This window comes from Bacillus kalamii, assembly GCF_047238185.1.
Classification (GTDB): domain Bacteria; phylum Bacillota; class Bacilli; order Bacillales; family DSM-1321; genus Bacillus_AD.
This window is the reverse complement of the sequence record NZ_JBDFMI010000006.1, coordinates 369,412-394,603: the sequence shown is the minus strand read 5'-3', so window position 1 is coordinate 394,603 and position 25,192 is coordinate 369,412. Positions and strand designations below refer to the sequence as shown.

Here is a 25,192-nt window from a genome sequence, read left to right as displayed (position 1 = left end):
AATTGGACAGCTACCCTCTCTACCAAAGCATTGTTTTCATAGAATACAGTAACACAGGAGAGAGGAGTGAAAGATTATGGGATGCTATTATGGTGGTTCAGGTAACTATGGAGGTTCAGGCAACTACGGCGGCTATTACAATCAATGCTGCGATAATAACAACTATACTTTTTGGTTTGTAATAATCGTAGTCATTCTTCTGTTGATTTTGAGAAACACATCTGCTGCATAATGATAGTGGCGGGAGTGGTTTGCTAAACCGCTCCCGTTGTTTATATGAGCGATCACTGCAAGAAAGGAGCAGACACAATGGGGAATTGTTCAAAAAAGAAATCAGTCCGGTTTGATTGCCGATATGAAGATTTGGAGAGACTGAAAAAAAGAGACGAATATAAAAAATCCAAGAAGTATGCACCCGAGTCATCAATGGCAACAAACAGCGCTGGAGAAGGGTTTGGACTGCCGAATGGACTACTAAGCTTATTGGGTCAATTAGATGCGGCGACTCTTCTTCCTCTTTTATGGCTTTTATTGGGCGGGAACGATGACGAACGCAAAAAAGAGTCTTCACTTCCTGATATGGGTAGTATTATGTCACTATTATCTGCTTTAAAGAAATAATGAACCGACATCCATACTGTTAATGAGCAGTGATTCTGACAGGCTCGTCGGGGTTGCTGCTTTTCTGCGGATACATATGTAGGTAAAGTAGTTGACAGAATGTAAAATAAAGCATAAAATTATCTCATATTCGAGATAATTAAATTAATAATAATATGTTTTTTCTTTTTATAGAGAGGAGTGAGAAAGATGGATCGCAAAGAACTGTCTTTGAAGGCGCTTATTGTCATGCTTCGCGCTTCGCAAACCATACAGGACAAAGTTAAGCAGGATATGGACCAGTATGGGATGAATCCCACTGAATTTTCGGTATTGGAACTTTTATATCATAAAGGGGATCAACCTATACAGCATATTGGCAAAAAAATTCTGCTTGCAAGCAGCTCTATTACGTATGTCGTAGATAAACTAGAGAAAAAAGAACTTGTCACGAGAAGAGCATGCCCAAATGACCGGCGGGTAACGTTTGCCAGTATTACAGAAAAAGGGAAAGCATTTATGCAGGAAGCATTTCCTAAGCATTCAGAAGTCATTGAACAAACTTTCAGCCACTTATCGGAAGAAGAATTAGTAAATACGATTGAATTGCTGAAAAAAATCGGCTTGCAAAAATAAAAAAATTTTAAACATATATCTCGAATTAAAGATATATGAATTAGTATTATTAGGGGGAGTACAGGATGTTGGATACAGGATTATTAGTGATTCGTTTAGTAATCGGTTTATTATTTATGGGGCACGGGGCACAGAAATTATTTGGTTCATTTGGAGGGCACGGCATTGAAGGGAGTGCTGGGTGGTTCGAATCCATTGGTGTAAAACCTGGTGTACCTATGGCAGTAATGGCAGGCTTATCCGAATTTGGCGGCGGCTTATTATTAGCGATCGGGTTGTTGACTCCGCTTGCAAGTCTGTTGATTGTAATCACTATGGTGATGGCCATTATGAAGGTTCATGGTGCGAACGGTTTGTGGTCAACGCAGAATGGCTATGAACTGAACTTGGTCTATATGGCGGCGGTCATTGGCATTGCCCTTACCGGCCCTGGAAAATTTGCTGTTGACGCATTCATTTTTTAATAGGTAGAAGCAAGCCCCGCCTTCATTGAAGGCGGGGCTTGTTGATTCATAAAGCAAATGATTTCCTTGTGGAACGAATCGCCGGTACCGGCTTTTCTACTGTCCAGCTGCAGCGGCTAGCCCCTCGAGGTCTTAAGTCAAGCCACTGTCAAAGGCGAAGAGCAGCCTTTGGCAGTGCCTCGCCTTAAGCTTGTCGGGCCTGTTCAAGCCGCTTCCGCTTTTCTACTGTCCAGCTGCAGCGGCTAGCCCCTCGAGGTCTTAAGTCAAGCCACTGTCAAAGGCGAAGAGCAGCCTTTGTCAATGCCTCGCCTTAAGCTTGTCGGGCCTGTTCAAGCCGCCTCCGCTTTTCTATTCATTCGCCCATTCTTCTACGTTCCAGGTTTTTGTTACCCAGTCCTGGTAGAATTCTGGTTCGTGGGATACGAGCAGGACGGTTCCTTTGTAGGCTGTCAGTGCTCGTTTCAGTTCTTCTTTGGCTGTTACGTCCAAGTGGTTGGTTGGCTCATCGAACAGGACCCAGTTGCTTTCTTCCATTAGAAGTTTGCATAGGCGCACTTTCGCTTGCTCGCCACCGCTCAATTGCTTCATTGGGCGGGAGATGTGCTCGTTTTTCAATCCGCATCGTGCTAGTGCAGCGCGGACCTGTGCTTGTTCCATGCTTGGATAAGCGTTCCAGACCACATCAATCGGTGTGCTGTTATCCGCTTTTACTTCCTGTTCGAAATAGATTGGATACAGGAAGTCCCCGCGGACGACCTTGCCGCTGAATGGAGGGATCACACCTAAAATTGTCTTTAACAGGGTTGATTTACCGACCCCGTTGCAACCGACAATCGCAATTTTATCTCCGCGTTCTATGTTCATGTTCAGCTTATGCGGCAGCAATGCGTGGTCATATCCGATTTGAAAATCTTTTCCTTCGAAGACCCAGCGGCTGCTTGCCCGTGTTTCTTTGAATTCAAATGTCGGCTTGATTGCTGTTTCGGGACGGTCGATCCGTTCCATTCTATCCAACTGCTTCTGGCGGCTTTTCGCCCGTCCGGTAGTAGAATAGCGCGCTTTGTTCTTAGAAATGAAATCCTCTTGTTTTTTAATGAATTCCTGTTGCTTTTCATAGGCATTGATGTGCTGGTTCTTATGCAATTCAGCCAGCTCAAGGAATTTCTCATAGGTTGCTGTATAGCGTGTAAGCTTAGCGAATTCCAAATGGAAAATCACATCCGTCGCAGAGTTCATGAATTCCGTATCGTGGGAAATCAGAATAAAGGCATGTGGATATTCCTTCAAATATTTGGCCAGCCATGTGATGTGCTCCTCATCGAGATAGTTGGTCGGCTCATCGAGCAGAAGCACTTGGGGCTGTTCCAGCAATAGCTTCGCAAGCAATACCTTCGTCCGCTGTCCGCCGCTCAGGGCCGATACGTCCCGATCAAGCCCGATGGCATCCAAGCCAAGCCCTCTTGCTGCATCTTCAATTTTTAAATCCAGCGAATAAAAGCCGCCTGCATCCAGCTGGTCTTGCAAATCTGCCATTCTCTCCAGCAATTCTTCCAGCTCTTCCGGAGTTGCTTCACTCATTTTTCCTGTCACTTCATTCAATTCAGCTTCAACATCAAAAAGAGAGGAGAAAGCTTCCTGAAGGACGTTGCGGATGGTTTTTCCCGGTGTCAGGTTGGTGTGCTGGTCCAAATAACCATATACAACACCCGGTGTCCATTGTACTTTTCCGGTATCATAAATCATTTGTGCCGTAATGATATTCATTAAGGTTGATTTACCGACCCCGTTGGCGCCTACCAATCCGACATGTTCATTATTCAATTGGAAGGATACGTTCTTAAACAACATTCTGTCCCCAAAGCTGTGGCTAAGGTTCTCTACAACTAACAAACTCATGTATATTCAACTCCTGAAAATTTCGTACTCGCGTTCTTCCTATTGTATTCGAGAATATAAATCGATGTAAAGCGTTTATGTCAGCGCCCCTCCATCCGCCATCCTTCAATTCAGCCGCTATTTATGAGATACTGGTGCTAATCGTATGTGATGCTTTAGGAATTTCCTTAAAGGCATCAAGTATAGGGAAAGGCAGCAAAAATCCATATTTTTGTCGGTTTTTCCAATGAAAGGAATGTCGAACGTGAGTAAAACGCTTGTATTGGCTGAAAAACCCTCAGTGGGAAGAGATATAGCAAAAGTGCTTGGTTGCCAGCAAAAGGGCAACGGTTATTTGGAAGGAAAACAATATATTGTCACATGGGCGCTTGGCCACCTTGTTACACTAGCTGAACCGGAAGCGTATGATGACCGTTATAAATCATGGAAGATGGAAGACCTTCCGATGCTTCCGAAGTCATTGAAGCTTGTTGTCATTAAAAAGACAGGGAAGCAGTTTCAGGCTGTCAAATCACAATTGAACCGGAAAGACGTGAATGAAATAGTCATTGCAACAGATGCGGGCCGTGAAGGGGAGCTTGTTGCCCGTTGGATTCTGGAAAAAGCGAATGTGAAGAAACCAGTCAAGCGGTTGTGGATTTCTTCTGTTACGGACCAGGCGATCAGACAGGGCTTTAAGCATCTGAAGGATGGTAAAGAATATGAAAATCTGTTTGCTTCTGCGCAAGCGCGAGCAGAGGCGGATTGGCTTGTCGGCATGAATGCTACCAGGGCATTGACGACTAAGCATAATGCCCAACTTTCATGCGGAAGGGTGCAAACCCCGACATTGGCAATGATCGCCCAGCGAGAAGAAGAAATTAAAGCCTTCAAGCCAAAGACTTATTATGGATTGAAGGCTAAAACAGATAATGGCCTGACGCTGAATTGGAAAGATGGCAAAAGCAATGATAGCCGTACATTTGATGAAACTGTAGCTGAACGCATCCAGAAAAAAGCTGCAAATGCTAAAGGAACCATTGAAGAAGTCAAAAAAACGAAAAAGAAAACATATGCAAATAGTTTATATGATCTGACTGAACTGCAGCGTGATTGTAATAATATCTATGGATATTCTGCCAAAGAAACGCTGTCCATTATTCAACGTTTGTATGAACAATATAAAGTGGTAACTTATCCGCGTACTGATTCAAAACATTTAACGACGGATATGGTCGGTACATTAAAAGAGCGTTTGGAGGCTGTAACTATCAAGCCATACGCACAATGGGCATCCAGAATTCTGCGCCAGCCGATCAAGACAAGCAAAACATTCGTCGATAATAGCAAAGTCTCGGATCACCATGCAATCGTACCGACCGAACAATCGGCTTTCTTGCCGAAGATGAGCGATAAAGAGATTAAAGTCTACGATCTAATCGTCAAACGTTTCCTGGCTGTGTTCATGCCGCCTTATGAATATGAACAGACGAGCATCACAGCCAAGATAGCAGAAGAAACATTTACGGCGAAAGGCCAGCGTGTGCTAAACCGTGGCTGGAAAGAGCTTTATGACCATCTGGATGATGAAGGATCGACTGTCCCGGCGGTCAAAGAAGGGGACACTTTCTCAATTGATTCCATCTCTATTACACATGGTGAAACGAAGCCGCCTGAACGATTTACAGAAGCTTCTTTGCTGTCGGCCATGGAAAATCCGGCTAAGTATATGAGCGGGGAAAGTAAAGATCTTGTCAAAACAATCGGAGAAACAGGAGGATTGGGGACAGTGGCAACCCGTGCCGATATTATAGAAAAACTGTTCAATTCATTCCTGGTTGAGAAAAAAGACAAGCATATCTTCATTACATCAAAAGGTAAACAATTGCTGGAGCTTGTTCCCGAGGAATTGAAGTCGCCTGCTTTGACTGCCCAATGGGAGCAAAAATTGACTGCTATCGCAAAAGGCAAGCTGAATAAAGGTACATTTGTAACAGAAATGAAGGATTATGCCAAAAAAGCTGTACACACAGTCAAAAACAGCAATGAAAAATTCAAGCATGACAATGTTACAGGCAAGCATTGCCCGGACTGCGGCAAATTGATGCTTGAAGTGAATGGGAAGAAAGGAAAAATGCTTGTGTGCCAGGACCGGGAGTGCGGCCACCGTAAACGGATCAGTACAGTGACCAATGCCCGCTGCCCTGTTTGCCATAAAAAGCTCGAATTACGCGGAGAAGGAGAGGGGCAGATTTTCGTATGTAAATGCGGCCACCGCGAAAAAATGAGTGCATTCCAAAATCGCCGCAAGAAAGGCAATTCACAGGCTGCCAATAAACGCGACGTGTCCCAATACATGAAAAAGCAAAATAAAGATGAACCGATCAATACAGCATTGGCAGATGCACTGGCTAAATTAAAATTAGATCAATAGGAGGTTCTGCTGCCATGGGAAAGGGTAAAACGAATGCCATGCGCATGCTCGATGCAGGCAAAATCCCTTATGAAATGCATACGTATAAAGCAGAAGACGGCAAGATTGACGGAGTTTCTGTAGCGGAGAAAGTTGGTAGAGACCCGAAACTTGTCTATAAGACCTTGGTCGCCCAGGGGACCAGTAAACAAGTATTTGTATATGTTATTCCTGTTGCTGAAGAACTTGATTTGAAGAAAGCGGCTGCCGTCGCTGGTGAAAAAAAAGTAGAAATGGTAGCTGTGAAGGATATTCAAAAATTAACAGGGTACATCCGCGGTGGCTGTTCACCGGTCGGAATGTCCAAAAAATATCCGACTTTTATTGAATCCGCGGCAAAAGAATTAGAAACCATCATTGTCAGCGGAGGGAAAATCGGGACCCAAATCGAATTGATGCCCGATATGCTTGCCGGCGTAACGGATGGGAAATTTGCAGGCATTGTAAAATAAGAAAAAAAGCCCTGGTTACTGAATCGCATGTGCAATTCGTAAGCAGGGCTCTTTTAATTGATTTAGCAGCTTGTGCATGAGGATGCTTTTAGTTATTTCGGCCGCGGGCTTCTCCGCCTTTTTCGCCGATCTCTTTGTAGAAATCCTTATCATGGTTCTTAGAAGTGGCTTCTCCGCCCTTTTCACCGATTTCTTGGTAGAATTCCTTGTCATGGTTCTTAGAAGTGGCTTCTCCGCCTTTTTCGCCGATTTCTTGGTAGAATTCCTTGTCATGGTTCTTAGAAGTGGCTTCTCCGCCTTTTTCGCCGATTTCTTGGTAGAATTCCTTGTCATGGTTCTTAGAAGTAGCTTGTCCACCTTTTTCGCCGATTTCTTGATAGAATTCCTTATTATGCTTTTTAGCAGTAGTTTCTCCACCCATGCGTCCAGCTTCTTCGCGTGACATTTTATTATTGTTTGCCATATTTAACCTCTCCTTTAAATATATTAGAATAGTAATTTGTGAATGATTTAATTGATTTTCTACAAATGTTCCCTCCGTTAGGAAAACGTTCTAACATGCAGAAACTTACTTATTTTTGCTGCGGGCTTCTCCGCCTTTTTCACCGATTTCTTGGTAGAATTCCTTATCATGGTTCTTGGCAGTTGCTTTGCCGCCTTTTTCGCCGATTTCTTGGTAAAATTCTTTATCATGGTTTTTTGCCGTGGCTTCTCCGCCTTTTCGTCCAGCTTCTTCGCGTGACATTTTATTATTGTTTGCCATGTTAATCTCTCCTTTGTTTTAATGTTTTATCGTTATAGTTCTTATATAACCGATTAAAAAGGTGGCAAACGTATTTTGTGGATTGTAATAAGTCTTTAATATTGTTGTAATAATTGGAAAAATAAGTATAAATAAAGACATTCTTTAAAGAAGCTTAAAAGGGAGGCTGCATATAAAAAGTCTTTGCCTAGTACATCCTGTACAATGAAAAGCATGTTCGCCTGTTATTCAACCAATTAGTGCAAGTAGAAGATTGAATAGCAACAGTAAAAAAAGACAGGCAACATTTTGCCTGTCCATAGGGGTTAGATGAAATTCTTGCTCAATACATCCCGCACGTCATGGACGATAATGAATGCATTTTCGTCAATGCCTTCAACGAGCTTGCGAAGATAGGTCAATTCCTGCTTTCGGATGACGACGTATAAAATATCCCTGTCGCTATTACTATAGTAGCCTTTTCCTTTCATAATCGTTAATCCGCGATTAATATTAGCTGAAACGGCTTTCGCAATCTCTTCATCTTTTTCCGAAACAATGGTTATTGATTTTTTTGTATCCAGCCCTTCAATCATGTAATCCATGACCTTAGTAGCGACGAATAGAGAAACAATTGTAACCAACATCTTCTCTAGGCCAATGACAAAAGTAGAACCAATGACAATAATCAGGTCAAAGAACAGGAGCGCATAGCTGATATTCCAATGAAGGTACTTGTTGGCGATCTTGGCCAGAATAGTGGAACCGGCAGATGTACCTCCGGCCCGCACGATGATGCCGATGCCTGCACCCATAAAGATTCCTCCAAAAATACAGTTAATGAATACATTATCTGTATATACGCCCCATGATTCCGTCAGGCTAAGGAAGATGGAACTGAACATGATAAAGATAATAGTATATATAATGGTTTTCCGATCGAGGAATTTATAGCCGACAATTAGCAGAACACTGTTAATCAGTAAGTTCATAATGCTTGGCGACCATTCAAATAAGTAATAAAGCACAATCGTGATACCGGTTACGCCGCCTTCAGATAGGTTTCCAGCGATCATGAAAGAATTGATGGCAATGGCGAATAAGAAAGAACCGATCATAATCATGATGAGCTCTCTGAGATAAGCTTTCATTTCGATTTCCTTTCTTTTTAAGAATAATAGTTTTATGAAAACACAACTGAATAGTATATCCCTTTCAGGCGATTACATCAATCCAAACTTACAGAAGAGGGAAAATAGGCTATCACCTATTTGGACTTTCAGGCATAAGATACAGGGATAGCAGGATCTTCATGAAAAGGAGCGTGTTTTTTTGAGCGAACAGATCAGACATTATTTTGCCGGCGGCAACACAGCGTACGGATTCCATAGCTTATATGATTCGAATTTAGCGGGATTAAAAAAAGTATTCATACTTAAAGGCGGCCCAGGCACTGGAAAATCGACCATGATGAAAGAGATTGCGAACATATTTGAAGAACAGGGCTATTCATTGCAGATCCTTCATTGCTCGTCAGATAACAATTCGATTGACGGTGTGATCATCAATGAATTGCGTGTAGGGATTGTAGATGGAACAGCGCCCCATGTGATTGAACCGAAGCTGCCAGGAGCTGTAGAGCAATATGTGAATGTTGGGGAAGCATGGGATTCGCAAGCGTTATCGGAAAAGAAGGACCAAATCGAACAGTTGATGGAGGATATCTCAAATTCATACGAAGCAGCATATTCATCTTTTGCCGCTGCCCTTAAAATACATGATGAATGGGAAGCAATTTTTATTGATAAGATGGATTTTGACAAAGCGAATGCTTTGACAGAAGAACTGGTCGACCAGCTATATGGGCAACAGAGAAAAGAAAAAATAAGTGATGTACGCCATCGTTTTCTGGGGGCCGCCACCCCTGATGGGGCCGTTGATTTTGTACCTAATCTGACTGGGGATGTGGAACGGAGATATTTTATAAAGGGCCGTCCGGGATCAGGAAAATCGACTATGCTGAAAGCAATCGCTAGTGAAGCGGAGTTGCGGGGCTATGATGTGGAAATCTATCATTGCGGATTTGACCCCAATAGCTTGGATATGGTAATCGTCAGAGAATTGGGATTCGCTATTTTTGATAGTACGGCTCCCCATGAATATTTTCCGAGCAGGGCTGGAGATGAAGTAATCGATGTATATGAGCGCTGCATTGAAGCAGGTACAGATGAAGATTACAAGACAGATATTGAACATGTATCAAAAAGATATCGAGCAAAGATGGATGAAGCTACAGCCTTCTTGGCCTCGGCCAAAAAAAGGCACGACCAGCTGGAACAGTTGTATATCGAGTGTATGGATTTCACAAAAGTCACTGAGCTGAAGGATGGAATGGTTGACTTGATTCAGGATATGGTATCAATTTAGGGAAAGAAAGCTTCATCTTTGTGGATGAAGCTTTTATTTTGGTAGTATTTAGGTGGATGATTCTGGAGAGAAAGAAGGCGGTTTTCCTTGCTCAAATCAATGGGACGAGCCTATTCTTGCTTTTCGGCAGGACTTTAAAAAGGAGTTGTAAGCACATGGAATATCAAGTTGAATTGACCAGATTTCGGGTAAAACAGGGGAAATCTAATGTGGTTGATCAATGGATGGCCTTACTGAATGAGCATATGCCTGAAGTCCTGTTGACACTGAAGGATGAAAAAATGTATGTGGAATCAATTTTTAGAGAAGTGGCGGAGGATGCGGAGTATTTGTATTGGTATAGCATCCAAGGCCCTGGAGGGATGGCTGTGGAGGAATCCTGCCATGAAATCGATAAGAAACATTTGGACTTTTGGCATGAATGCATAGATGAAGAGTATAAACCAATTGATATGCGCCCGGAAGCGGTCATGATCCAAGAAAAAGTTGCATCTGCAATGAAGGATTTTTAAAAATAGATCACGGGCAGCGGTTCCCCGGACGCTTTGCGGGATCTATTGCAGGCTAGTTAGGTCAGAAGCATGAAGGCTGCAGCTGAATCCATAAAAGGGACTTTTAGTTGAAGCATATATCATCGTTTACATGCTAAAGAACACAGAGTAAAAGAAAAAAGACTGTAGGCAGAATTGGTTCTGTCTACAGCCGGAATCAGGGGATACCCTGTTTTTTTATTGTCTAAAAAAGAAAGTTGGCAATCAATACGATAATTGGCAGTGTAATAAGGGTCCGAAGCAGGAAAATAAATAGTAAATCCCTAAATTTGACCGGTATTTTAGAACCAAGCAACAATCCGCCTACTTCAGACATGTAGATCAATTGAGTAACGGATAGGGCAGCGATGACAAATCGTGTCAAATCGCTTTCTATGCCTGTTGCTAGAACGGAGGGAAGGAACATGTCGGCAAAGCCGATAAGAATCGTTTGTGATGCCTCCGTGGCTTCAGGCAATTGCAATAACTCCAAGAAAGGAATGAAAGGCATGCCAAGCCACTGGAATAGAGGTGTATAGGTGGCGATAATTAACGCCAATGTTCCCATGGCCATAACAATAGGAGCGACACCCATCCAAAGATCGAGGACGTTACGGCTGCCATCGGCCAGAAATTCTTTCATGCCGGTATTTTTTTCAGCTCGTTCGATTGCTAATTTAGCACCCCAGGAAAGCGGTGTCTGTCCTTCTGGGATTGCTTCGTTCTCTTTGTTGGCAGGCTTTCCATCAATATACGTATCTTTCATCCGTGATAAAGGAGGTATTCTCGGCATAATGATAGCAGCAATCAACCCGGCTGCAAGAACGGTGAGATAAAAAGGAATGAACATATAGCTTAATCCAACCTGTGAAATGATGACAAGGCTGAATGTGATGGATACAACAGAAAAGGATGTACCGATGACAGCGGCTTCTCTTTTAGTATAGTATCCTTCTTCATATTGTTTGCTGGTCAGCAGAATGCCGATTGTTCCATCTCCAAGCCAGGATGCAGCACAGTTAATGGAAGAACGTCCAGGCAGCTTAAAGAGGGGACGCATAATTTTAGTGAATAGTGCACCGAACATCTCTAAAAGCCCGAAATTCAGCAATAATGGCAGTAACAGCCCGGCGAAGAAGAAGACAGCGAACAAAGTGGGCAGCAGGCTGAACAGTACGGTTCCGCCGGTATCATCTGACCAAATCCACTCTGGCCCGATTTTCATCAAAGTCATTACGGCAAAAATAGCTCCCAAAATCCGCGCCGATGTCCAGGCAAGATTTACATCGAACAGAGAGGTGAAGAAGGCACTTTTTTTAATGAATGGTATATCGGTTGTTTTAGCTGCGATGGTAAGAATAGTCGTCAACACAATTATGAATGTCATAATGTATGGAATGCTATCGCCTAAATAATTTTTTAATCCCGTTGATAGGATAGCAATCGGAATCGTGATCTCGCCTCCATACGGGAGAGGAGTCATGAATAACAGTACACCTAATAAAGAAGGAATGATGAATAGGAAGAGTGATGACTGTAGATATTTTTTGATTGATTCTATCATATTTTTCCCCTTTTTTTGACTTTTTAATATTTCTATGTTTGTTATATATATTCATTTTAATGCATAATAATAAAAAAATCTATGTAAAATTATTGATTTGTTATGCATAAAATTTGGTATAAAAATCGTTGAATATAATGGGCATGATTGTAGTTTGGAACTGGCATGGAAAATGCATAGGAAAAGCAATTGGCTTATGTGTATAATGAGGGAGGATAAGAAGTGGCATAGAAAAGGTATAAGAAGGAGTGTCGTACATGGAAAGAGTTCAAATGACGGATACAATGCAGTTTTCCCGAATAATACATGGGCATTGGCGAATGGCTGATTGGCAATACAGCGATAATCAGATCCTTCAACTGTTGGAAGAGTGCCTTGATTTGGGCATCACAACTGTAGATACTGCCGATATCTATGGTCAGTATAATTGTGAATCTTTATTCGGCAAGGCGCTTTCATTGAAACCGGGTCTTAGGGAGTCAATTGAAATCGTCACAAAATGCGGAATAAAATTAACAAGCAAGGAAGGAGTCGCCATTAACCATTACGACTCAAGCAAGGAGCATATCATTGAAAGTGCCGATTGCTCTTTAAGGAATTTACATACTGATTACATTGATACATTGCTAATCCACCGCCCGGACGTCCTGGCTAATCCGGAAGAAATAGCAGAAGCTTTCCAGCAGCTGAAACGGGCTGGCAAAGTAAAAAATTTCGGCGTCTCAAACTATACAACGACCCAATTAAACATGCTTCAATCCTATTTGGATGAACCTCTTATTACGAATCAAGTAGAAATTTCCTTGGCGGAACGCAGCCAATTCGAAAATGGAACAATAGATCAGGCACTGGAAAAAAGAATGCCTGTCATGGCGTGGTCTCCGCTTGCCGGGGGGGCGCTATTCACGAGTAAAGAACCAAAAGAGGCCCGCATCCGCAAAGCACTCCATAAAGTAGCGGGTGAAATAGGTGCGGACAATATAGATCAGGTGCTTTATGCATGGTTGCTGAAGCATCCGGCCAAGATTATGCCGATCGTGGGATCCGGAAAAATAGAGCGTGTCCGGTCTGCTGTAAAAGCGCTCGAGCTGGATATGACGAAGGAGCAATGGTACGAATTATGGATTGCTTCACGCGGCAAACCGGTCGATTAATGAAATAAACAGAAAGAAAAGGAAGTGCTCTGATTGATTAAATGTATTGCAAGCGATATGGATGGAACATTATTAAATAAGGAAGATAAAATCAGCCAAGCCAATAAGGAAGCGATTGAAAAGGCACAGGAAATGGGAGTAGAGGTCGTTATTGCAACGGGGCGTTCCTATGTGGAGGCGCGCCATGTGCTGAACGATGCAAACCTGAATTGCCCGGTTATTTCTATAAACGGTGCAGTCATCTGGGGAGAAGATGGGAATGTCGTATCCTCCAATCCGATGAAACAGGAAGATGTAAAATATGCAGCTGCCCTTTTGGATGACGCCGGCATCTTTTATGAATTATTCACTAATGACGGAACGTATTCAAAAAGCAAGGGACAATCAGTGGCAACGATAGTGGATATTATGGTCTCAGCCTTTCCGGACCTTGATCCGGCGTTTGTTGCGATGAAGGCGACTGAAAGATTTGAATCTGGTTATATCCATGCTGTGGACAGCTATCAGGAATTGTTCGAAAGAGAAGACGTTGAAATTTATAAAATCCTGGCTTTTTCAAGTGAGCTTGATTTGCTCGGGAAATGTGCCGGGCAACTAAAAGAAAATACGACACTTGCTGTCAGCTCATCAGGCAGGGAAAACCTTGAAATTACAAGCCTCGATGCGCAAAAGGGAATTGCTCTTGAAAAGTTCGTTGCAGAGCGAAACATCTCGCTGGCAGAAACAATGGCGATCGGAGATAGCTTCAATGATGTGTCCATGTTTAAAAAGGCAGGCACAGCAGTTGCTATGGGCAATGCAGTACAGGAAATAAAGGACCTTTGTAATGAAGTCACACTTACAAATGATAAGGACGGAGTGGCCCATGCTATTCTGAAGGCTTTATCAGATAAGCAATAAAGAATATAGATTGAAGTGGCAGGCAGTGTTCCATCCGGACACTGCCTGTTTGTTGTGCTATAAACATAAAAAAACCGCCAAATATGGCGGTTCCAAAAAGGGGGGGATACTTTGGAAAGTTCAACATATAAAAAGTATATCCCCGCCCAGCTATTTTTATACAGTCAGACAAGAAAAATTATTCGTCCCATTTATATGTCCAAAAGTTTTCGATTTGAAGCCTTTTGAGCAATGCAGGGTCTTTTTTCATGATTTGTTCTTCCCATTCAGCGGTCATAAGCTGTGTTTGGGAACTATGCGCTTTAATGGCGGCGATTTTCACATCCTGCAATTCACTTACGTTATGGATGATATCCGGCTCGCCAAGCTCTTCAACAGAGTTATGTGCGAAAGCCACAGCATGAAAGGCAGGGCGCTTCTCTTTATCCATTCTGCCCAGTGCAGCCACTACGGCTCTTCCGGTCGCTTCATGGTCGGGATGGACACTGTAGCCTGGATAGAAAGAGATGACAAGTGAGGGATTCAATTCGTTAATGGCGGAAGAAATCATGTTGACCAAATATTCTTCACTTTCAAATTCAACTGTTTTGTCACGGACCCCCATCATTCGGAGATCAGTGATTCCCATCACCTTAGCTGCTTCCTTTAATTCTTTTTTTCGGATGAGCGGCAATGATTCACGAGTAGCGAATGGCGGATTTCCCAAATTCCGTCCCATTTCGCCCAACGTTAGACACATATATGTGACAGGGGTTCCTCTGCGGGTATGGGTAGCGATAGTGCCAGATACACCAAAAGCTTCATCATCCGGATGAGGGAATACGACTAGTACATGGCTTTCCTGCTTCAAGATAACAATCTCCTTTCCTGTTTTACGGATTTAATTAAACGGTGTGGTGCTTATTTCCAATGCTACTGCCAGTTTTCCGTCGCCATCAAGCCCGGCGAGCAGCAGGCGGTTTTGGCTGTCTATTTCGAAATGGGTAAGACCTTCTGCGTAAACCCAGCCGATGGATAGTTTTAAGCCGACTCTGTAGGGGCCTTCACCTTGTATTTTTCCATGCTCATATTCCACTTGGGCATTTCGGATATAAGCGCCGGCAGAATAAGCCCCGCCGCCGAAATGAGAGGCATATGCTCCATTTGTTGTTTCTAAATGTATATAAACAGGTTCCTGCTGGAAAGAGTCAATGGCTTTTTGTACAGCAGATGGTTCAATTGGCTTCATATAAAATAACTCCTCCTTTTTTGGGCAAATCAGTTGGATTATGCCGATTTGATAGCTTTATTCATTATCTTACTAAAAGACAGCGCAGATTGCGAAAGGATAAACTCCATAAAATAAAATTGTTTTACGGATAAGCGTAATGGTAACGGCAAAGAAAAAAGGCCCGCGAACCAGCCGGAGGCCTTTTATACCATCTCTTATGATTGTTTTCCGTATAGCTTATATGCGCCATGCATCGTAGGGCCGACATATTCATTCAATTTCCATGAATGTCTGATGGCCTCTGTTACGAAGTCTTTGGCAACCTCAATCGCTTCCTCAACACTTTTGCCCAATGCCAATTCAGCAGTGATGGCAGCGGCAAATGTACAGCCGGCACCATGAGTATAAGGGGTATCGATCAAGTCATTTTCGATGATCTTATGTTCTTTTCCGTCAAATAGCAGATCGATGGCTTTTTCTGTGCCTTTTAGCTTGCTGCCGCCTTTAATGATGACATATTTGACGCCGAGAGCATGGATTTTTTCAGCAGCTTCTTTCATTTCATCGACAGTTGTAATGGCCTTCATGCCAGCAAGTTGGGATGCCTCGAATAAATTAGGCGTAGTGACTGTGGCAAGAGGAAGCAGCGATTGCTGATAGGCTGTTGTATGTTCAGGGAACAATGCCTCGTCCTCGCCCTTGCACACCATTACAGGATCAATGACAACGTTCTGCAAGTTATTTTCTTTGATTTTTTTGGCAGCCATCTCAATGATTTCAACAGAGCCCAGCATGCCTGTTTTAAGAGCATCCACTCCGACAGAAAGAATTGTATTCAACTGAGCTTCCAGCGTATCAATATGAATAGGGAACACTTGATGCTTCCAATGGTCCTTAGGATCCATGGCAACAATGGTCGTAAGGGCTGTCATCCCATAAACGCCTAATTCCTGGAATGTTTTTAAATCAGCTTGCATGCCAGCGCCGCCGCTAGAATCCGATCCGGCAATTGTTAGAGCTTTTTTCATAGTCATATGTATATCCTCCTATTGCATGATAAAGTGATGTGAAGGGCGTTTTCCGCTATGGGATTAACGATTGTCCACAAAATTGTCAAACAGTATAATCTTTTATTAAATTATAATACTCTATTGTATTTTTACAAGATGTTAATTTGCTTATGCACCCTCTGTAAAACGGGACGCATTTGGGGGAATCACTCTTTAACTATAACGTAAATACCCCCTCAAACCAAAGGATTTGAGGGGGTATTCGGCAAGATTCATCCCAATAGATGAAAACTTATTTGGCAGCTACGACAACGACTTTGCCATAATCTAATTCTTCTTCGCATTTAGCGGCTTCATCAGCTGTTAAACCGAGATTTTGCATTTTAGAGCGTAATTCGTCACCGCGTGAACGGAACATGTTTCCAAGTGTATCCATCATTCCTTGTTCTTTCATGCCGACATCTTCTGTATCTGTGTTTTCTGTTAAATGTTTTGAACGGTCTTTGTCATGGGCAAAGATATAAATATCATCCTTTGTATATCCTGATGCATTCAACGCTTCGATTTTTTCCTTGGCTTGTACTCCATTTTCAACTACTTCTACTTTATACATACAAACATTCCTCCTAGATTTTTTTATTGTAATAGATTGTTCTTTTTTTGATGTATATGTTCTAGCAAGCTTGCGTTCATGGTATATATATATCCGCCTTATCCGGCTATCAAACATGAAAATAAGAGAAACTCGTTTTCATTTAATGAATCAAAATGTTTCTAACCTTAATGCTTTTTGAAGGGCGTATCCGATATATTTGATAACTGGTATCGTATCCTGATAATAATCGTACCCGACTGTATAGGTGCCTCCGTCATTTTCCCAAAGTGTTTGAAAATAGCGGTCTACCTGTTGTACGAACGGTGTATCATTATCCGCAATAAAACGCATATTGGACTCAAGATTGTAGTTATCAAGATTTCTTCTCGTATAGTTGCTGGAACCGCCGTTTACGATGCTTTTTTGATCTTTGCGTATATAGAGCAGCTTTGAATGGAATTGCTCATTTTGCGTCTTGTACCAGCGAATGCTGATCTTATTCTTGCCCAGATTATGGAGTTCGGAAGCCACAGGCAAATTGGGCATGCCGATTTTTTTGCTTCCGAATGCGTTTTTATTAGGATCGAGAATTAGTTTAATTTGAACGCCTCTTTCGGCAGCCGCTTTTAATTCGGCAATGATATCGCGTTCAGCCAGATAGAACATGGCGATCCAGATACTATCCCCTTTTTTGGTGGAATGGATATCGGATACGGCATGTTTCTTCACCTTTCGTTCCGTTAAAAGCTGGGCTTGGATTGGCCCGTTTTTAATAGATACAGATGCCTTCTTTTCCGGTTCAGGAAAGGGAACAGAGGATCCAGAAAAGGAACCGACAGCTTTTTCTGTTGAGAGAATGTCATTCGTTATATTTCCGCTGACCTGGAAACCGATGTTTGAATTGAATCCGCTGGCATCGTGGGGATTGGCGGATGTAAGAATGGCGGTTTTTTCCGTTGCGGCCACCTTTCTATGATTGGCTTTGATATTGGCCAGCTTTAAATAGGAGCGCACATTTACCTTTGGCGCCTCTTTTGCCATCGGATTGCGGATCCACCCTGTACCTGACTGCCCAAACCATTGGAAAAAGGTTCTCCAAGTACTCGAATAAAGCCAATTTGGATCGCGGAGCTTATCCAGATCCGTCATAATGACATCTATGCCATGTTTCTTTAATGTATCCAGCTCCTCGGAACGATGCCCGTTATAGGTCGTATTGACTTCATCACTGATGAAAATGATCGGCATATCAGGGTTTTCTTTCTTTTTGGCAAGCAAAGCCTCTGTCAGTTTTCCGCTCAATGGGGGATACGTAACATTTCCGTCATAATAGTGATTAAACAAAAACATATCAATCACGATAAATTCTTGCGCTTGTTCAATGGCTTTATAGACAGCCGGGAAAATTTGCTGATCGTTTTGTTCTTTTCCCTGCTTATTCTCATAGGTAAGATCGTATAGAAATTCTGCATGTTCGACTGAATGCAGAGGCCCCTCATAATCGGTTCCTTTTGGCATAGGTTTATGGGTTTCATAAATCATGACAATATTAAGGATAATAATAAGCGTGAGCAGTACATAAACCCACTTTTTCCTAAACCATTTTTTCTTCTTGTTCTTCAAGTCCAGCACCTCTTCATTCATTTTTTGTTCTTTATCCAAAAATAGAGATCGGGCAAACCAGCCCATCATACATTTTTAGAAGCAAAAAGAAAAAAATTGAAATAATAGAGTTTAAAAGTGCTATAGGATACAATTGGACAAAAAGCAAATGACGATAAAGAGGGAATGACATGAAGATTTTACCGGCACATATTCACCCTTCATGGGAACCGTTTTTAACGGATGATATACGAACAGAGCTGGAACGAATAGAGGGAGCCATCGGGTCGGACTATAACCCGACTGATCCGAATCTGATACTGCGGTTTCTCCAGGTGGATTTGGATCAAGTGAAGGTCATCTGGCTCGGGCAAGACGTATATCCAGCTAAAGGAGTGGCGACAGGGAGGGCATTCGAGGTAGGGGGGCTGAATAGCTGGGCTTCATCCTTCCGGCAAGTGTCACTGAAAAATATTATCCGCTTATTGCATAAGAATGAAAGAGGGATAAAAAACTATCAAGATATTAAAAGCTTTAAGGATATTAAAGAAGAGATGGTAAGCGGGCATTTTCAAATTAGTGCTCCGGATAAGTGGTTCAGCCTGCTGGAGCAGCAGGGGGTGTTGTTCCTTAATACATCCTTCACATGCAAATATGGCAAGCCAAATAGCCATAAGCGGATCTGGGAGCATTTTTCAAAATGTGTTTTGTCTTATATATCGCATAGGAATCCGGATATTATCTGGTTTTTATGGGGGAGAGAAGCACAGGGGAATAAGGCTTTTATTGAAAAAGGAGTGTTCATTGAAAGCCGCCATCCCATGATGTGCAGTTCTGCCTATGAAGATGATTTTTTGAAATTTTCCGGATTCGAACAAACGAAAGGTATAATCGATTGGGTTTGTTGAAGCGGAAAATGCCACCGTTCCACGTGAAACATGCTATTGCGACAAAAGCTGCGGAGGAATCGATAGATGAATGATAAAAAGCCCAATTGTTTAAAATGTTTGTATTTTTTCGTTACCTGGGACCCGGCTGCGCCAAGAGGATGCAAGGCTTTTGGGTTTAAGACAAAACAAATGCCATCCATGGTTGTCCAGCGTTCTTCCGGCCAGCATTGTATGAAGTATAGCTTGAAGTGATCGGGAGGGAATTTGTGATAGAATGGAAACACGATAAAGACTGAGGTGAAAAGCATGGAAATTTCATCAGAGAAAATTTTGGCCAAAATGGAGGATTTGCTTGATAAAGCTAAATCTGCGGCAACACAAGAAAAGCAACAAGCTTACGTACTTGGCATTAAAACGTTATGTGAACTGATTGCGGAAGATGAACAGCCTCCAAAACGCATAAACGTTGATAAACAGGCTATGCCTGCACAGCAGCACTCGCAACAAATGCCTTCCACGGAAACGATCATAAGCAAACCATTGTCTATTGATGATGCCAATGGTTCTTCTCTTTTGGATTTTTAAAAGTAAGAGGCTGCTCTCTAAGAGAAAAAGCCAAATAAAAAAGATTCCCGGATACGTATTAGGGCACTGAAAAAGTCCATATAGTAGTTCTTTGCGAGGGATTCGATGATTTTATCATCGAATCCCTCGCTTTTTTCATTTATACTAAAAGGACTAATAGTCAGGTGGTGTCCCAATGATTTCAAATCAAGAAACCCTTCCTTTAAGCCCTTTTATGGCCATTTATGATATCGTGGTGCCGAAAGATCATATGCTTCGTCAAATCAATGAAATGGTGGATTTTTCATTTGTTTTAGAGGAATTAAAAACAAAATATTGTTTGGATAATGGACGTAATGCCATCTCTCCCATTCGTATGTTTAAGTACCTCTTATTGAAGGCCATTTACGATATGTCAGATGTAGACTTAGTGGAACGCTCAAAATATGACATGTCTTTTAAATATTTTTTAGATATGGCACCAGAAGACAATGTTATTGATTCTAGTTCATTGACTAAATTTCGTCGACTTCGTTTAAAAGATGTGGACTTATTAGACATGCTTATCGGGAAAACGGTTGAAATCGCACTGGAAAAGAAGATCATTAAGAGTAACACCATTATTGTGGACGCCACGCATACGAAAGCCCGATATAATCAAAAATCACCAACAGAATTTCTGAAAGAAAAATCAAAAAATGTTCGGAAAGCCGTCTACAAAGTAGATGAATCCATGAAGGAAAAGTTCCCTGCGAAAACCACTTCCAATGAAGTAAAAGAGGAACTAGCCTACTGTCAGAACGTTATTTCAGTCATTGAACAGGAACCGCAAGTCGCAGAAGTCCCAGCAGTGAAAGAACGCCTGAATATGTTAAAAGAAGTGGTCAGTGATTATCAGGAGCATCTCCAATATTCACATGATACAGAGGCACGAAAAGGCCATAAATCAGCCGATTCTTCTTTCTTCGGCTATAAAACACATATTGCGATGAACGATGAACGCCTGATTACAGCAGCGATCATTACCACGGGTGAAAAAAGCGATGGCAAGTACCTACAAGAGTTGATTGAGAAAAGTAAACAAACAGGAATGAAAATAGATACGGTTATTGGTGATACAGCTTATTCAGAAAAAGGAAATATTGAGTACACCAAAAAGGAAGACATCTCCCTTGTCGCTAGGCTGAATCCAGCTATATCAGATGGTGCCCGTAAAGACGAAGATAAGTTTGACTATAACAAGGATGCAGGCTTATTTATCTGTAAAGCTGGACACATGGCTACTCGAAAAGCGCGTACAGGAAAGAAAGGCCAAAATAAAAATCAAATAGAGACACACTATTTTGATATTGAGAAATGTAAAGTCTGTCCAATAAGTGATGGCTGTTACAAGGAGGGAGCGAAAAGTAAAACGTATTCGGTCAGTTTAAAATCCGACACCCATAAAGAGCAACTCGCTTTTCAACAAACAGAAGAATTTAGCCGTTTAGCAAAAGAACGGTATAAAGTAGAAGCGAAAAATAGTGAGTTAAAAAATGGACACGGATACGATACGGCATCGTCAACGGGTCTCTTTGGGATGGAAATTCAAGGGGCTACGGCGATATTTGCGGTGAACTTAAAACGAATACTGAAATTACTAAATGAAAAATAGGAAGGAATAGACAAAAAAGAGGCTGGGACAAAACCCTCTTCTGAAATGAAAAAGCCAGTGAAATTCTACGATGAGTAGATTTTCACTGGCTTTGATTGTTTTTACAATAATATAAGGACCACTTCTGATAAAATTAGAGTACACCACATACCAAAAATTATCTGAAAGAAGGGTCCTTATGTTTAAAGATTATAACATGAATCAACTCGTTTTGCCTTTAGATTTAGAAGTAAGATTACAAAAGAATGATATCGCCTTCCACGTACACCACTTAGTTGAAAGTATCCCTCATGAAGCGCTAGAACCATTTCTTCGACATGAAGGTTGTCCTGCCTATCATCCACGTATGATGTTGAAAATCATTCTATGCGCTTATACACAATCGGTCTTTTCAGGCCGGAAAATAGAAGCCCTTTTAAAGGACAGTATCCGTATGATGTGGCTAGCGCAAGGATATGAACCAAGCTATCGCACCATCAACCGTTTCCGGGTTCACCCTGAAGTAAAGGAATTAATCCGCCAATGTTTTGTTCAGTTCCGTTGCCAGCTCGTGCAAGAAAATATTATTGATCAAGAAGCGATCTTTATTGATGGTACGAAGATTGAAGCGAATGCGAATAAATTTACATTCGTGTGGAAGAAATCCATCGAGAACTATCATCAAGGATTAATTGAAAAGTCGAATCAACTCTACAAGGAACTACTTGAAAAAGAAATCATGCCTAAAATCGAACAGGAAAATGAAGAACAATTATCACTTGAGGAACTCGCTCAGGTAGTGCAAAAAGTAGATGAAGTCATTACCGAATATGACAAAAAAATTGAAGAGTCATCGGACATGACGGAACGAAAAATGTTTAGAAGCAAACGAAAATTCCCAAAACAAGCACGTAAACAAATCATTGATTTCATTGTGCGGAAACAGAAATATCAACGAGACTTCGAAACCTTCGGCACGCGAAATAGTTATTCGAAGACAGATCCTGATGCGACATTTATGCGAATGAAAGATGATTATATGAAGAACGGTCAATTGAAAGCTGGTTATAATCTACAAGTCGCAACAGAAGGTCAATATGCGCTTGCCTATAGCCTATTTTCAAATCCAACGGATACACGTACATTAATTCCATTCTTAGACCAAATCGAGCAACATTATTTTGAATTGCCAAAGCACATCGTCGCTGATGCAGGATATGGAAGTGAACAGAATTACGATGACATCCTTTCTAATCGAAAACGAGAAGCCTTAATTACCTATGGAATGTATGTGAAAGAAAAAAAGAAAACGTACAAACAAAACGAATTCAATTCAGCAAACTGGCATTACGACGAAGAAAAGGACGCTTACACTTGTCCAAATCAACAACATCTTGTATTTAAATCTACTTCTGTGCGAACAGATAAGTCAGGTTTTACACGTGAATTTAAGATTTATAAGTGTGAAAACTGTTCGGGATGCCCATTTCGTTCATCGTGTACAAAAGCAAAAGAAGGGAATCATCGAATATTAATGGTGAATGAGAAGTGGGAACAACAAAAAGAATATGTGAGAGCGAAGCTTTCAGATGAGAAAACGAGTTCCATTTATCGTCAAAGAAAAACGGATGTGGAACCATTTTTTGGATTCTTGAAAGCTAATTTGCATTTCACTCGATTTTCGGTTCGAGGAAATGCGAAAGTTGAAAATGAAATGGGCTTGGCATTAATGGCCGTGAATTTACGAAAATTCGCGGTCAACCAATAAGGATGAAGAGAGAAAAATAGAAAAAAGTGAAATTGAGCGCACTCAATTTCACTTTTTTTATTATCTGACTAGTTTTGTCCCAGCCTCTTTCATTTTGAAGAACATTACGATATTAAAAACGTAAGTTTTTCAGTGCCCTCGATACGTATTTGGGAGTCTTTTTTATTTTTTGCACGTTACGATTAATCATCATTTTCTAGAATCCCCAACATGCGAAGCAGGTTAGTAAACAGGTTGATGAAATCCAAGTATAAATTCAAAGCGAGCAGAGGAATCATTTCCTCTGATATCCCACGATGCTTCATTTGGTTAAAATCAAATAAAATATACAGAGAGAACACAATGGCGCTTATGCCGGAAATGATAAGGAGATTTGCCGAATTAAGCGGCATGAATAGATTCAAGACCCAGACAATGACGATTCCCAAAAGGGCAATAAGTAAAAAAGAACCTAGGAACGATACATCTGTTTTCATTATAGTTCCCAGGATGCCCATTACCGCAAAAATGATGAATGTGGTTCCTAAGGCCATTAAAATGACTTCTGCACCGGCTTGTGAACCGTAATAGGAAACAACCGGAAAAATGGTTATGCCAGAAATGAATGTGAAGGCAAATAGGAATAGATAGCCTACCGCTTTTTTTCTTCTCAACCAAAATGCCGCGATAATCATGATGAGTTCGGCAATAGATAACGGGACCATGAAAGCGGGTGGAACGAATTGGCCGGCATAAAGGCCTATAGTGGCAATCAGTAGAGAGGCAATGAAGGCAGCCATGACTTTTTGAAAAAGAGGGCGGGCATTGGCATATATGTTTTCGTTCATTTCAATCGAGCTCCTTTTATGTTTACCGAACCAGAAAGGTCAATGGGGCAAGCTGGTCAACATACTGTTATTTGCCCATTACATATGTTTAAATATAAATGTACCAAAATACATTATTTTTAGAAAATAAAATGGATTATAATCAGTGAAAGTAGGGGGACTATGAAATTATTCATTGTATTCGGCGCTGCATATGCTGCGCTGTCTGTTGCGTTGGGCGCTTTCGGTGCCCACATCCTGGACGGTAAGATCCCGGCGAAATATTTGATTACATGGGAAAAAGCTGTGAATTATCAAATGTTCCATTCAATCGGATTGTTGATTGTCGGCATGCTCGCAGGCAAATATGGGATGAAGCCATTATTCAATTGGTCAGGCTGGCTCATGTTCATCGGTACAATCCTTTTCTCTGGAAGTCTTTATATCCTGAGTGTCACTCAGATTAAAATGCTCGGAGCCATTACGCCTATCGGCGGCGTTGGCTTTATTGTGGCATGGATTTTATTGATTATCGCTGTTTATAAACATATGTAACAAGAAAAGTCCGCTCCGCTGCCCTGGCGAAGTGGACTTTTCTTATTTCAGATGATATGAGCTTAATAATCCGGCTTTTCTTTGATTAGCGGGGGGAATAAGTACTCATAGGACTAACGCCGTTAAAAGGATAGTCATATTCAATTTCTTCATCGAATGTAATGTAATCCAGATAGACCATCAGTAGGACATAGCGGATGCCGGTCTGGGGGTCGCTTAAAATAATGTGGTCCCGGCCTGCCGCTTCAATAATGCCTTTGAAGATTTTGGCATTCCATTCATTGTTATTTTCGAATGTCATATAGACGGTGGCCAGTTTTCCTTTATTCAGGCGAAGAATGTTTTCGATATAGGATTGTTCAATTGGAAGCATGCCGGGAACCTGTACGCCAGTTGTGGGAGCACTTTGTGTCGGCACTAACAAGGCACCTGATGGAGCCAGTGGCCCTCCTTGGTAATTGGGCTGCTGTTGTTGCTGAGGCTGCATCGGGGCCTGTTGCTGGTACATTGGCTGCTGTTGGGCGCCTGGCATTCCATTATAGTAAGGCGTTTGCTGTTGGGGTTGCCGTTGCTGCTGTGGGGCAGTATAGCCGTAATTGCCATATGAGTTCGAACCAGATTGATTCATGCTTTCTAACCTCCATATTCTTCATTAGATTCTGCTTTAATGCATTTCCGCTGAGTTGCCAAAGAATGTATGCCGGTTATGATGGGTAACCGGAGCTGTTAAAACATATGTGGA

General features: G+C 41.7%; 26 protein-coding genes and 1 pseudogene. 15 read left to right on the top strand and 12 right to left on the bottom strand.

Annotated elements, in window-relative coordinates:
* Positions 1 to 76 precede the first annotated feature (76 nt).
* The 4 genes from ABC357_RS19635 (at position 77) to ABC357_RS19620 (ending at position 1,700) form a co-directional block, all read left to right on the top strand.
* Positions 77 to 232, top strand: coding sequence for a sporulation protein YjcZ (locus ABC357_RS19635; RefSeq protein WP_412889286.1), 156 nt, complete (start codon positions 77 to 79; stop codon positions 230 to 232).
* Positions 233 to 309: 77 nt separating this feature from the next.
* A complete protein-coding gene (locus ABC357_RS19630; protein WP_412889285.1) occupies positions 310 to 621 on the top strand; it encodes a hypothetical protein in 312 nt (103 codons plus the stop codon).
* Between the two features lie 189 nt (positions 622 to 810).
* Complete coding sequence (locus ABC357_RS19625) at positions 811 to 1,236, top strand: MarR family winged helix-turn-helix transcriptional regulator (RefSeq protein ID WP_412889284.1); 426 nt, start codon at positions 811 to 813, stop codon at positions 1,234 to 1,236.
* A 65-nt stretch (positions 1,237 to 1,301) separates the two neighbouring features.
* Positions 1,302 to 1,700 (top strand): DoxX family protein, encoded by a 399-nt coding sequence (locus tag ABC357_RS19620; RefSeq protein ID WP_412889283.1) that lies wholly within the window; start codon positions 1,302 to 1,304, stop codon positions 1,698 to 1,700.
* A gap of 348 nt (positions 1,701 to 2,048) precedes the next feature.
* On the opposite strand, the gene ABC357_RS19615 is transcribed toward ABC357_RS19620, so the two are convergent.
* Positions 2,049 to 3,596, bottom strand: a complete 1,548-nt coding sequence (locus tag ABC357_RS19615; protein WP_412889282.1) for an ABC-F family ATP-binding cassette domain-containing protein — start codon at positions 3,594 to 3,596, stop codon at positions 2,049 to 2,051.
* 235 nt (positions 3,597 to 3,831) lie between these two features.
* On the opposite strand from ABC357_RS19615, the gene ABC357_RS19610 reads away from it, so the two are divergent.
* A complete protein-coding gene (locus ABC357_RS19610) occupies positions 3,832 to 6,009 on the top strand; it encodes a DNA topoisomerase III (RefSeq protein WP_412890082.1) in 2,178 nt (725 codons plus the stop codon).
* Positions 6,010 to 6,023: 14 nt separating this feature from the next.
* The gene (ybaK, locus tag ABC357_RS19605) at positions 6,024 to 6,500 is read left to right on the top strand and encodes a Cys-tRNA(Pro) deacylase (RefSeq protein ID WP_412889281.1); all 477 of its coding nucleotides are present in this window, start codon (positions 6,024 to 6,026) and stop codon (positions 6,498 to 6,500) included.
* 88 nt (positions 6,501 to 6,588) lie between these two features.
* On the opposite strand, the gene gsiB (ABC357_RS19600) is transcribed toward ybaK, so the two are convergent.
* The 3 genes and pseudogenes from gsiB (ABC357_RS19600) to ABC357_RS19590 all read right to left on the bottom strand — a co-directional run bounded on the left by gsiB (ABC357_RS19600) (position 6,589) and on the right by ABC357_RS19590 (position 8,393).
* The gene (gene gsiB, locus ABC357_RS19600; RefSeq protein ID WP_412889280.1) at positions 6,589 to 6,963 is read right to left on the bottom strand and encodes a glucose starvation-inducible protein GsiB; all 375 of its coding nucleotides are present in this window, start codon (positions 6,961 to 6,963) and stop codon (positions 6,589 to 6,591) included.
* A gap of 111 nt (positions 6,964 to 7,074) precedes the next feature.
* Positions 7,075 to 7,263: pseudogene (gene gsiB / locus ABC357_RS19595) on the bottom strand (glucose starvation-inducible protein GsiB); the annotation flags it as partial.
* A 305-nt stretch (positions 7,264 to 7,568) separates the two neighbouring features.
* A complete protein-coding gene (locus tag ABC357_RS19590; RefSeq protein WP_412889279.1) occupies positions 7,569 to 8,393 on the bottom strand; it encodes a YitT family protein in 825 nt (274 codons plus the stop codon).
* Between the two features lie 181 nt (positions 8,394 to 8,574).
* Between ABC357_RS19590 and ABC357_RS19585 the strand changes: the two genes are divergently transcribed.
* Both ABC357_RS19585 and ABC357_RS19580 read left to right on the top strand, forming a co-directional pair.
* A complete protein-coding gene (locus tag ABC357_RS19585) occupies positions 8,575 to 9,669 on the top strand; it encodes a PRK06851 family protein (RefSeq protein WP_412889278.1) in 1,095 nt (364 codons plus the stop codon).
* Between the two features lie 155 nt (positions 9,670 to 9,824).
* Positions 9,825 to 10,181 (top strand): DUF6176 family protein, encoded by a 357-nt coding sequence (locus ABC357_RS19580; RefSeq protein WP_412889277.1) that lies wholly within the window; start codon positions 9,825 to 9,827, stop codon positions 10,179 to 10,181.
* A 223-nt stretch (positions 10,182 to 10,404) separates the two neighbouring features.
* On the opposite strand, the gene ABC357_RS19575 is transcribed toward ABC357_RS19580, so the two are convergent.
* Positions 10,405 to 11,763 carry a YjiH family protein gene (locus ABC357_RS19575; RefSeq protein ID WP_412889276.1) on the bottom strand — a complete coding sequence of 453 codons (1,359 nt, stop codon included), beginning with the start codon at positions 11,761 to 11,763 and terminating at the stop codon, positions 10,405 to 10,407.
* 257 nt (positions 11,764 to 12,020) lie between these two features.
* Here ABC357_RS19575 and ABC357_RS19570 point away from each other — a divergent pair, with 257 nt between their 5' ends.
* Both ABC357_RS19570 and ABC357_RS19565 read left to right on the top strand, forming a co-directional pair.
* Complete coding sequence (locus ABC357_RS19570) at positions 12,021 to 12,917, top strand: aldo/keto reductase (RefSeq protein WP_412889275.1); 897 nt, start codon at positions 12,021 to 12,023, stop codon at positions 12,915 to 12,917.
* A gap of 33 nt (positions 12,918 to 12,950) precedes the next feature.
* Positions 12,951 to 13,817 carry a Cof-type HAD-IIB family hydrolase gene (locus ABC357_RS19565; protein ID WP_412889274.1) on the top strand — a complete coding sequence of 289 codons (867 nt, stop codon included), beginning with the start codon at positions 12,951 to 12,953 and terminating at the stop codon, positions 13,815 to 13,817.
* 178 nt (positions 13,818 to 13,995) lie between these two features.
* Here the strand turns inward: ABC357_RS19565 and bshB2 are convergent, their stop codons facing one another.
* The 5 genes from bshB2 to ABC357_RS19540 form a co-directional block, all read right to left on the bottom strand.
* Positions 13,996 to 14,667, bottom strand: coding sequence for a bacillithiol biosynthesis deacetylase BshB2 (bshB2, locus tag ABC357_RS19560; protein ID WP_412889273.1), 672 nt, complete (start codon positions 14,665 to 14,667; stop codon positions 13,996 to 13,998).
* A 30-nt stretch (positions 14,668 to 14,697) separates the two neighbouring features.
* Positions 14,698 to 15,045 carry a YojF family protein gene (locus ABC357_RS19555; protein ID WP_412889272.1) on the bottom strand — a complete coding sequence of 116 codons (348 nt, stop codon included), beginning with the start codon at positions 15,043 to 15,045 and terminating at the stop codon, positions 14,698 to 14,700.
* A 197-nt stretch (positions 15,046 to 15,242) separates the two neighbouring features.
* Positions 15,243 to 16,061, bottom strand: coding sequence for a pyridoxine/pyridoxal/pyridoxamine kinase (pdxK, locus tag ABC357_RS19550; protein WP_412889271.1), 819 nt, complete (start codon positions 16,059 to 16,061; stop codon positions 15,243 to 15,245).
* Between the two features lie 268 nt (positions 16,062 to 16,329).
* Entirely contained in the window at positions 16,330 to 16,650 is a 321-nt protein-coding gene (locus tag ABC357_RS19545) for a YflT domain-containing protein (protein ID WP_412889270.1), read from the bottom strand.
* A gap of 150 nt (positions 16,651 to 16,800) precedes the next feature.
* On the bottom strand, positions 16,801 to 18,264 hold the full coding sequence (locus ABC357_RS19540) for a phospholipase D family protein (protein ID WP_412890081.1): 1,464 nt from the start codon (positions 18,262 to 18,264) through the stop codon (positions 16,801 to 16,803).
* Between the two features lie 161 nt (positions 18,265 to 18,425).
* Here ABC357_RS19540 and ABC357_RS19535 point away from each other — a divergent pair, with 161 nt between their 5' ends.
* The 4 genes from ABC357_RS19535 (at position 18,426) to ABC357_RS19520 (ending at position 23,089) form a co-directional block, all read left to right on the top strand.
* The gene (locus ABC357_RS19535) at positions 18,426 to 19,142 is read left to right on the top strand and encodes a uracil-DNA glycosylase (RefSeq protein ID WP_412889269.1); all 717 of its coding nucleotides are present in this window, start codon (positions 18,426 to 18,428) and stop codon (positions 19,140 to 19,142) included.
* 288 nt (positions 19,143 to 19,430) lie between these two features.
* The gene (locus ABC357_RS19530; RefSeq protein WP_412889268.1) at positions 19,431 to 19,709 is read left to right on the top strand and encodes a YwdI family protein; all 279 of its coding nucleotides are present in this window, start codon (positions 19,431 to 19,433) and stop codon (positions 19,707 to 19,709) included.
* A gap of 175 nt (positions 19,710 to 19,884) precedes the next feature.
* Complete coding sequence (locus ABC357_RS19525; RefSeq protein ID WP_412889267.1) at positions 19,885 to 21,342, top strand: IS1182 family transposase; 1,458 nt, start codon at positions 19,885 to 19,887, stop codon at positions 21,340 to 21,342.
* Positions 21,343 to 21,520: 178 nt separating this feature from the next.
* Positions 21,521 to 23,089, top strand: a complete 1,569-nt coding sequence (locus ABC357_RS19520; protein WP_412885811.1) for an IS1182 family transposase — start codon at positions 21,521 to 21,523, stop codon at positions 23,087 to 23,089.
* A 182-nt stretch (positions 23,090 to 23,271) separates the two neighbouring features.
* Here the strand turns inward: ABC357_RS19520 and ABC357_RS19515 are convergent, their stop codons facing one another.
* A complete protein-coding gene (locus tag ABC357_RS19515; RefSeq protein WP_412890080.1) occupies positions 23,272 to 23,868 on the bottom strand; it encodes a Bax inhibitor-1/YccA family protein in 597 nt (198 codons plus the stop codon).
* 210 nt (positions 23,869 to 24,078) lie between these two features.
* On the opposite strand from ABC357_RS19515, the gene ABC357_RS19510 reads away from it, so the two are divergent.
* Complete coding sequence (locus ABC357_RS19510; RefSeq protein WP_412889266.1) at positions 24,079 to 24,450, top strand: DUF423 domain-containing protein; 372 nt, start codon at positions 24,079 to 24,081, stop codon at positions 24,448 to 24,450.
* 85 nt (positions 24,451 to 24,535) lie between these two features.
* Here the strand turns inward: ABC357_RS19510 and gerQ are convergent, their stop codons facing one another.
* Entirely contained in the window at positions 24,536 to 25,078 is a 543-nt protein-coding gene (gene gerQ, locus ABC357_RS19505) for a spore coat protein GerQ (protein ID WP_412889265.1), read from the bottom strand.
* Positions 25,079 to 25,192: the final 114 nt, after the last annotated feature.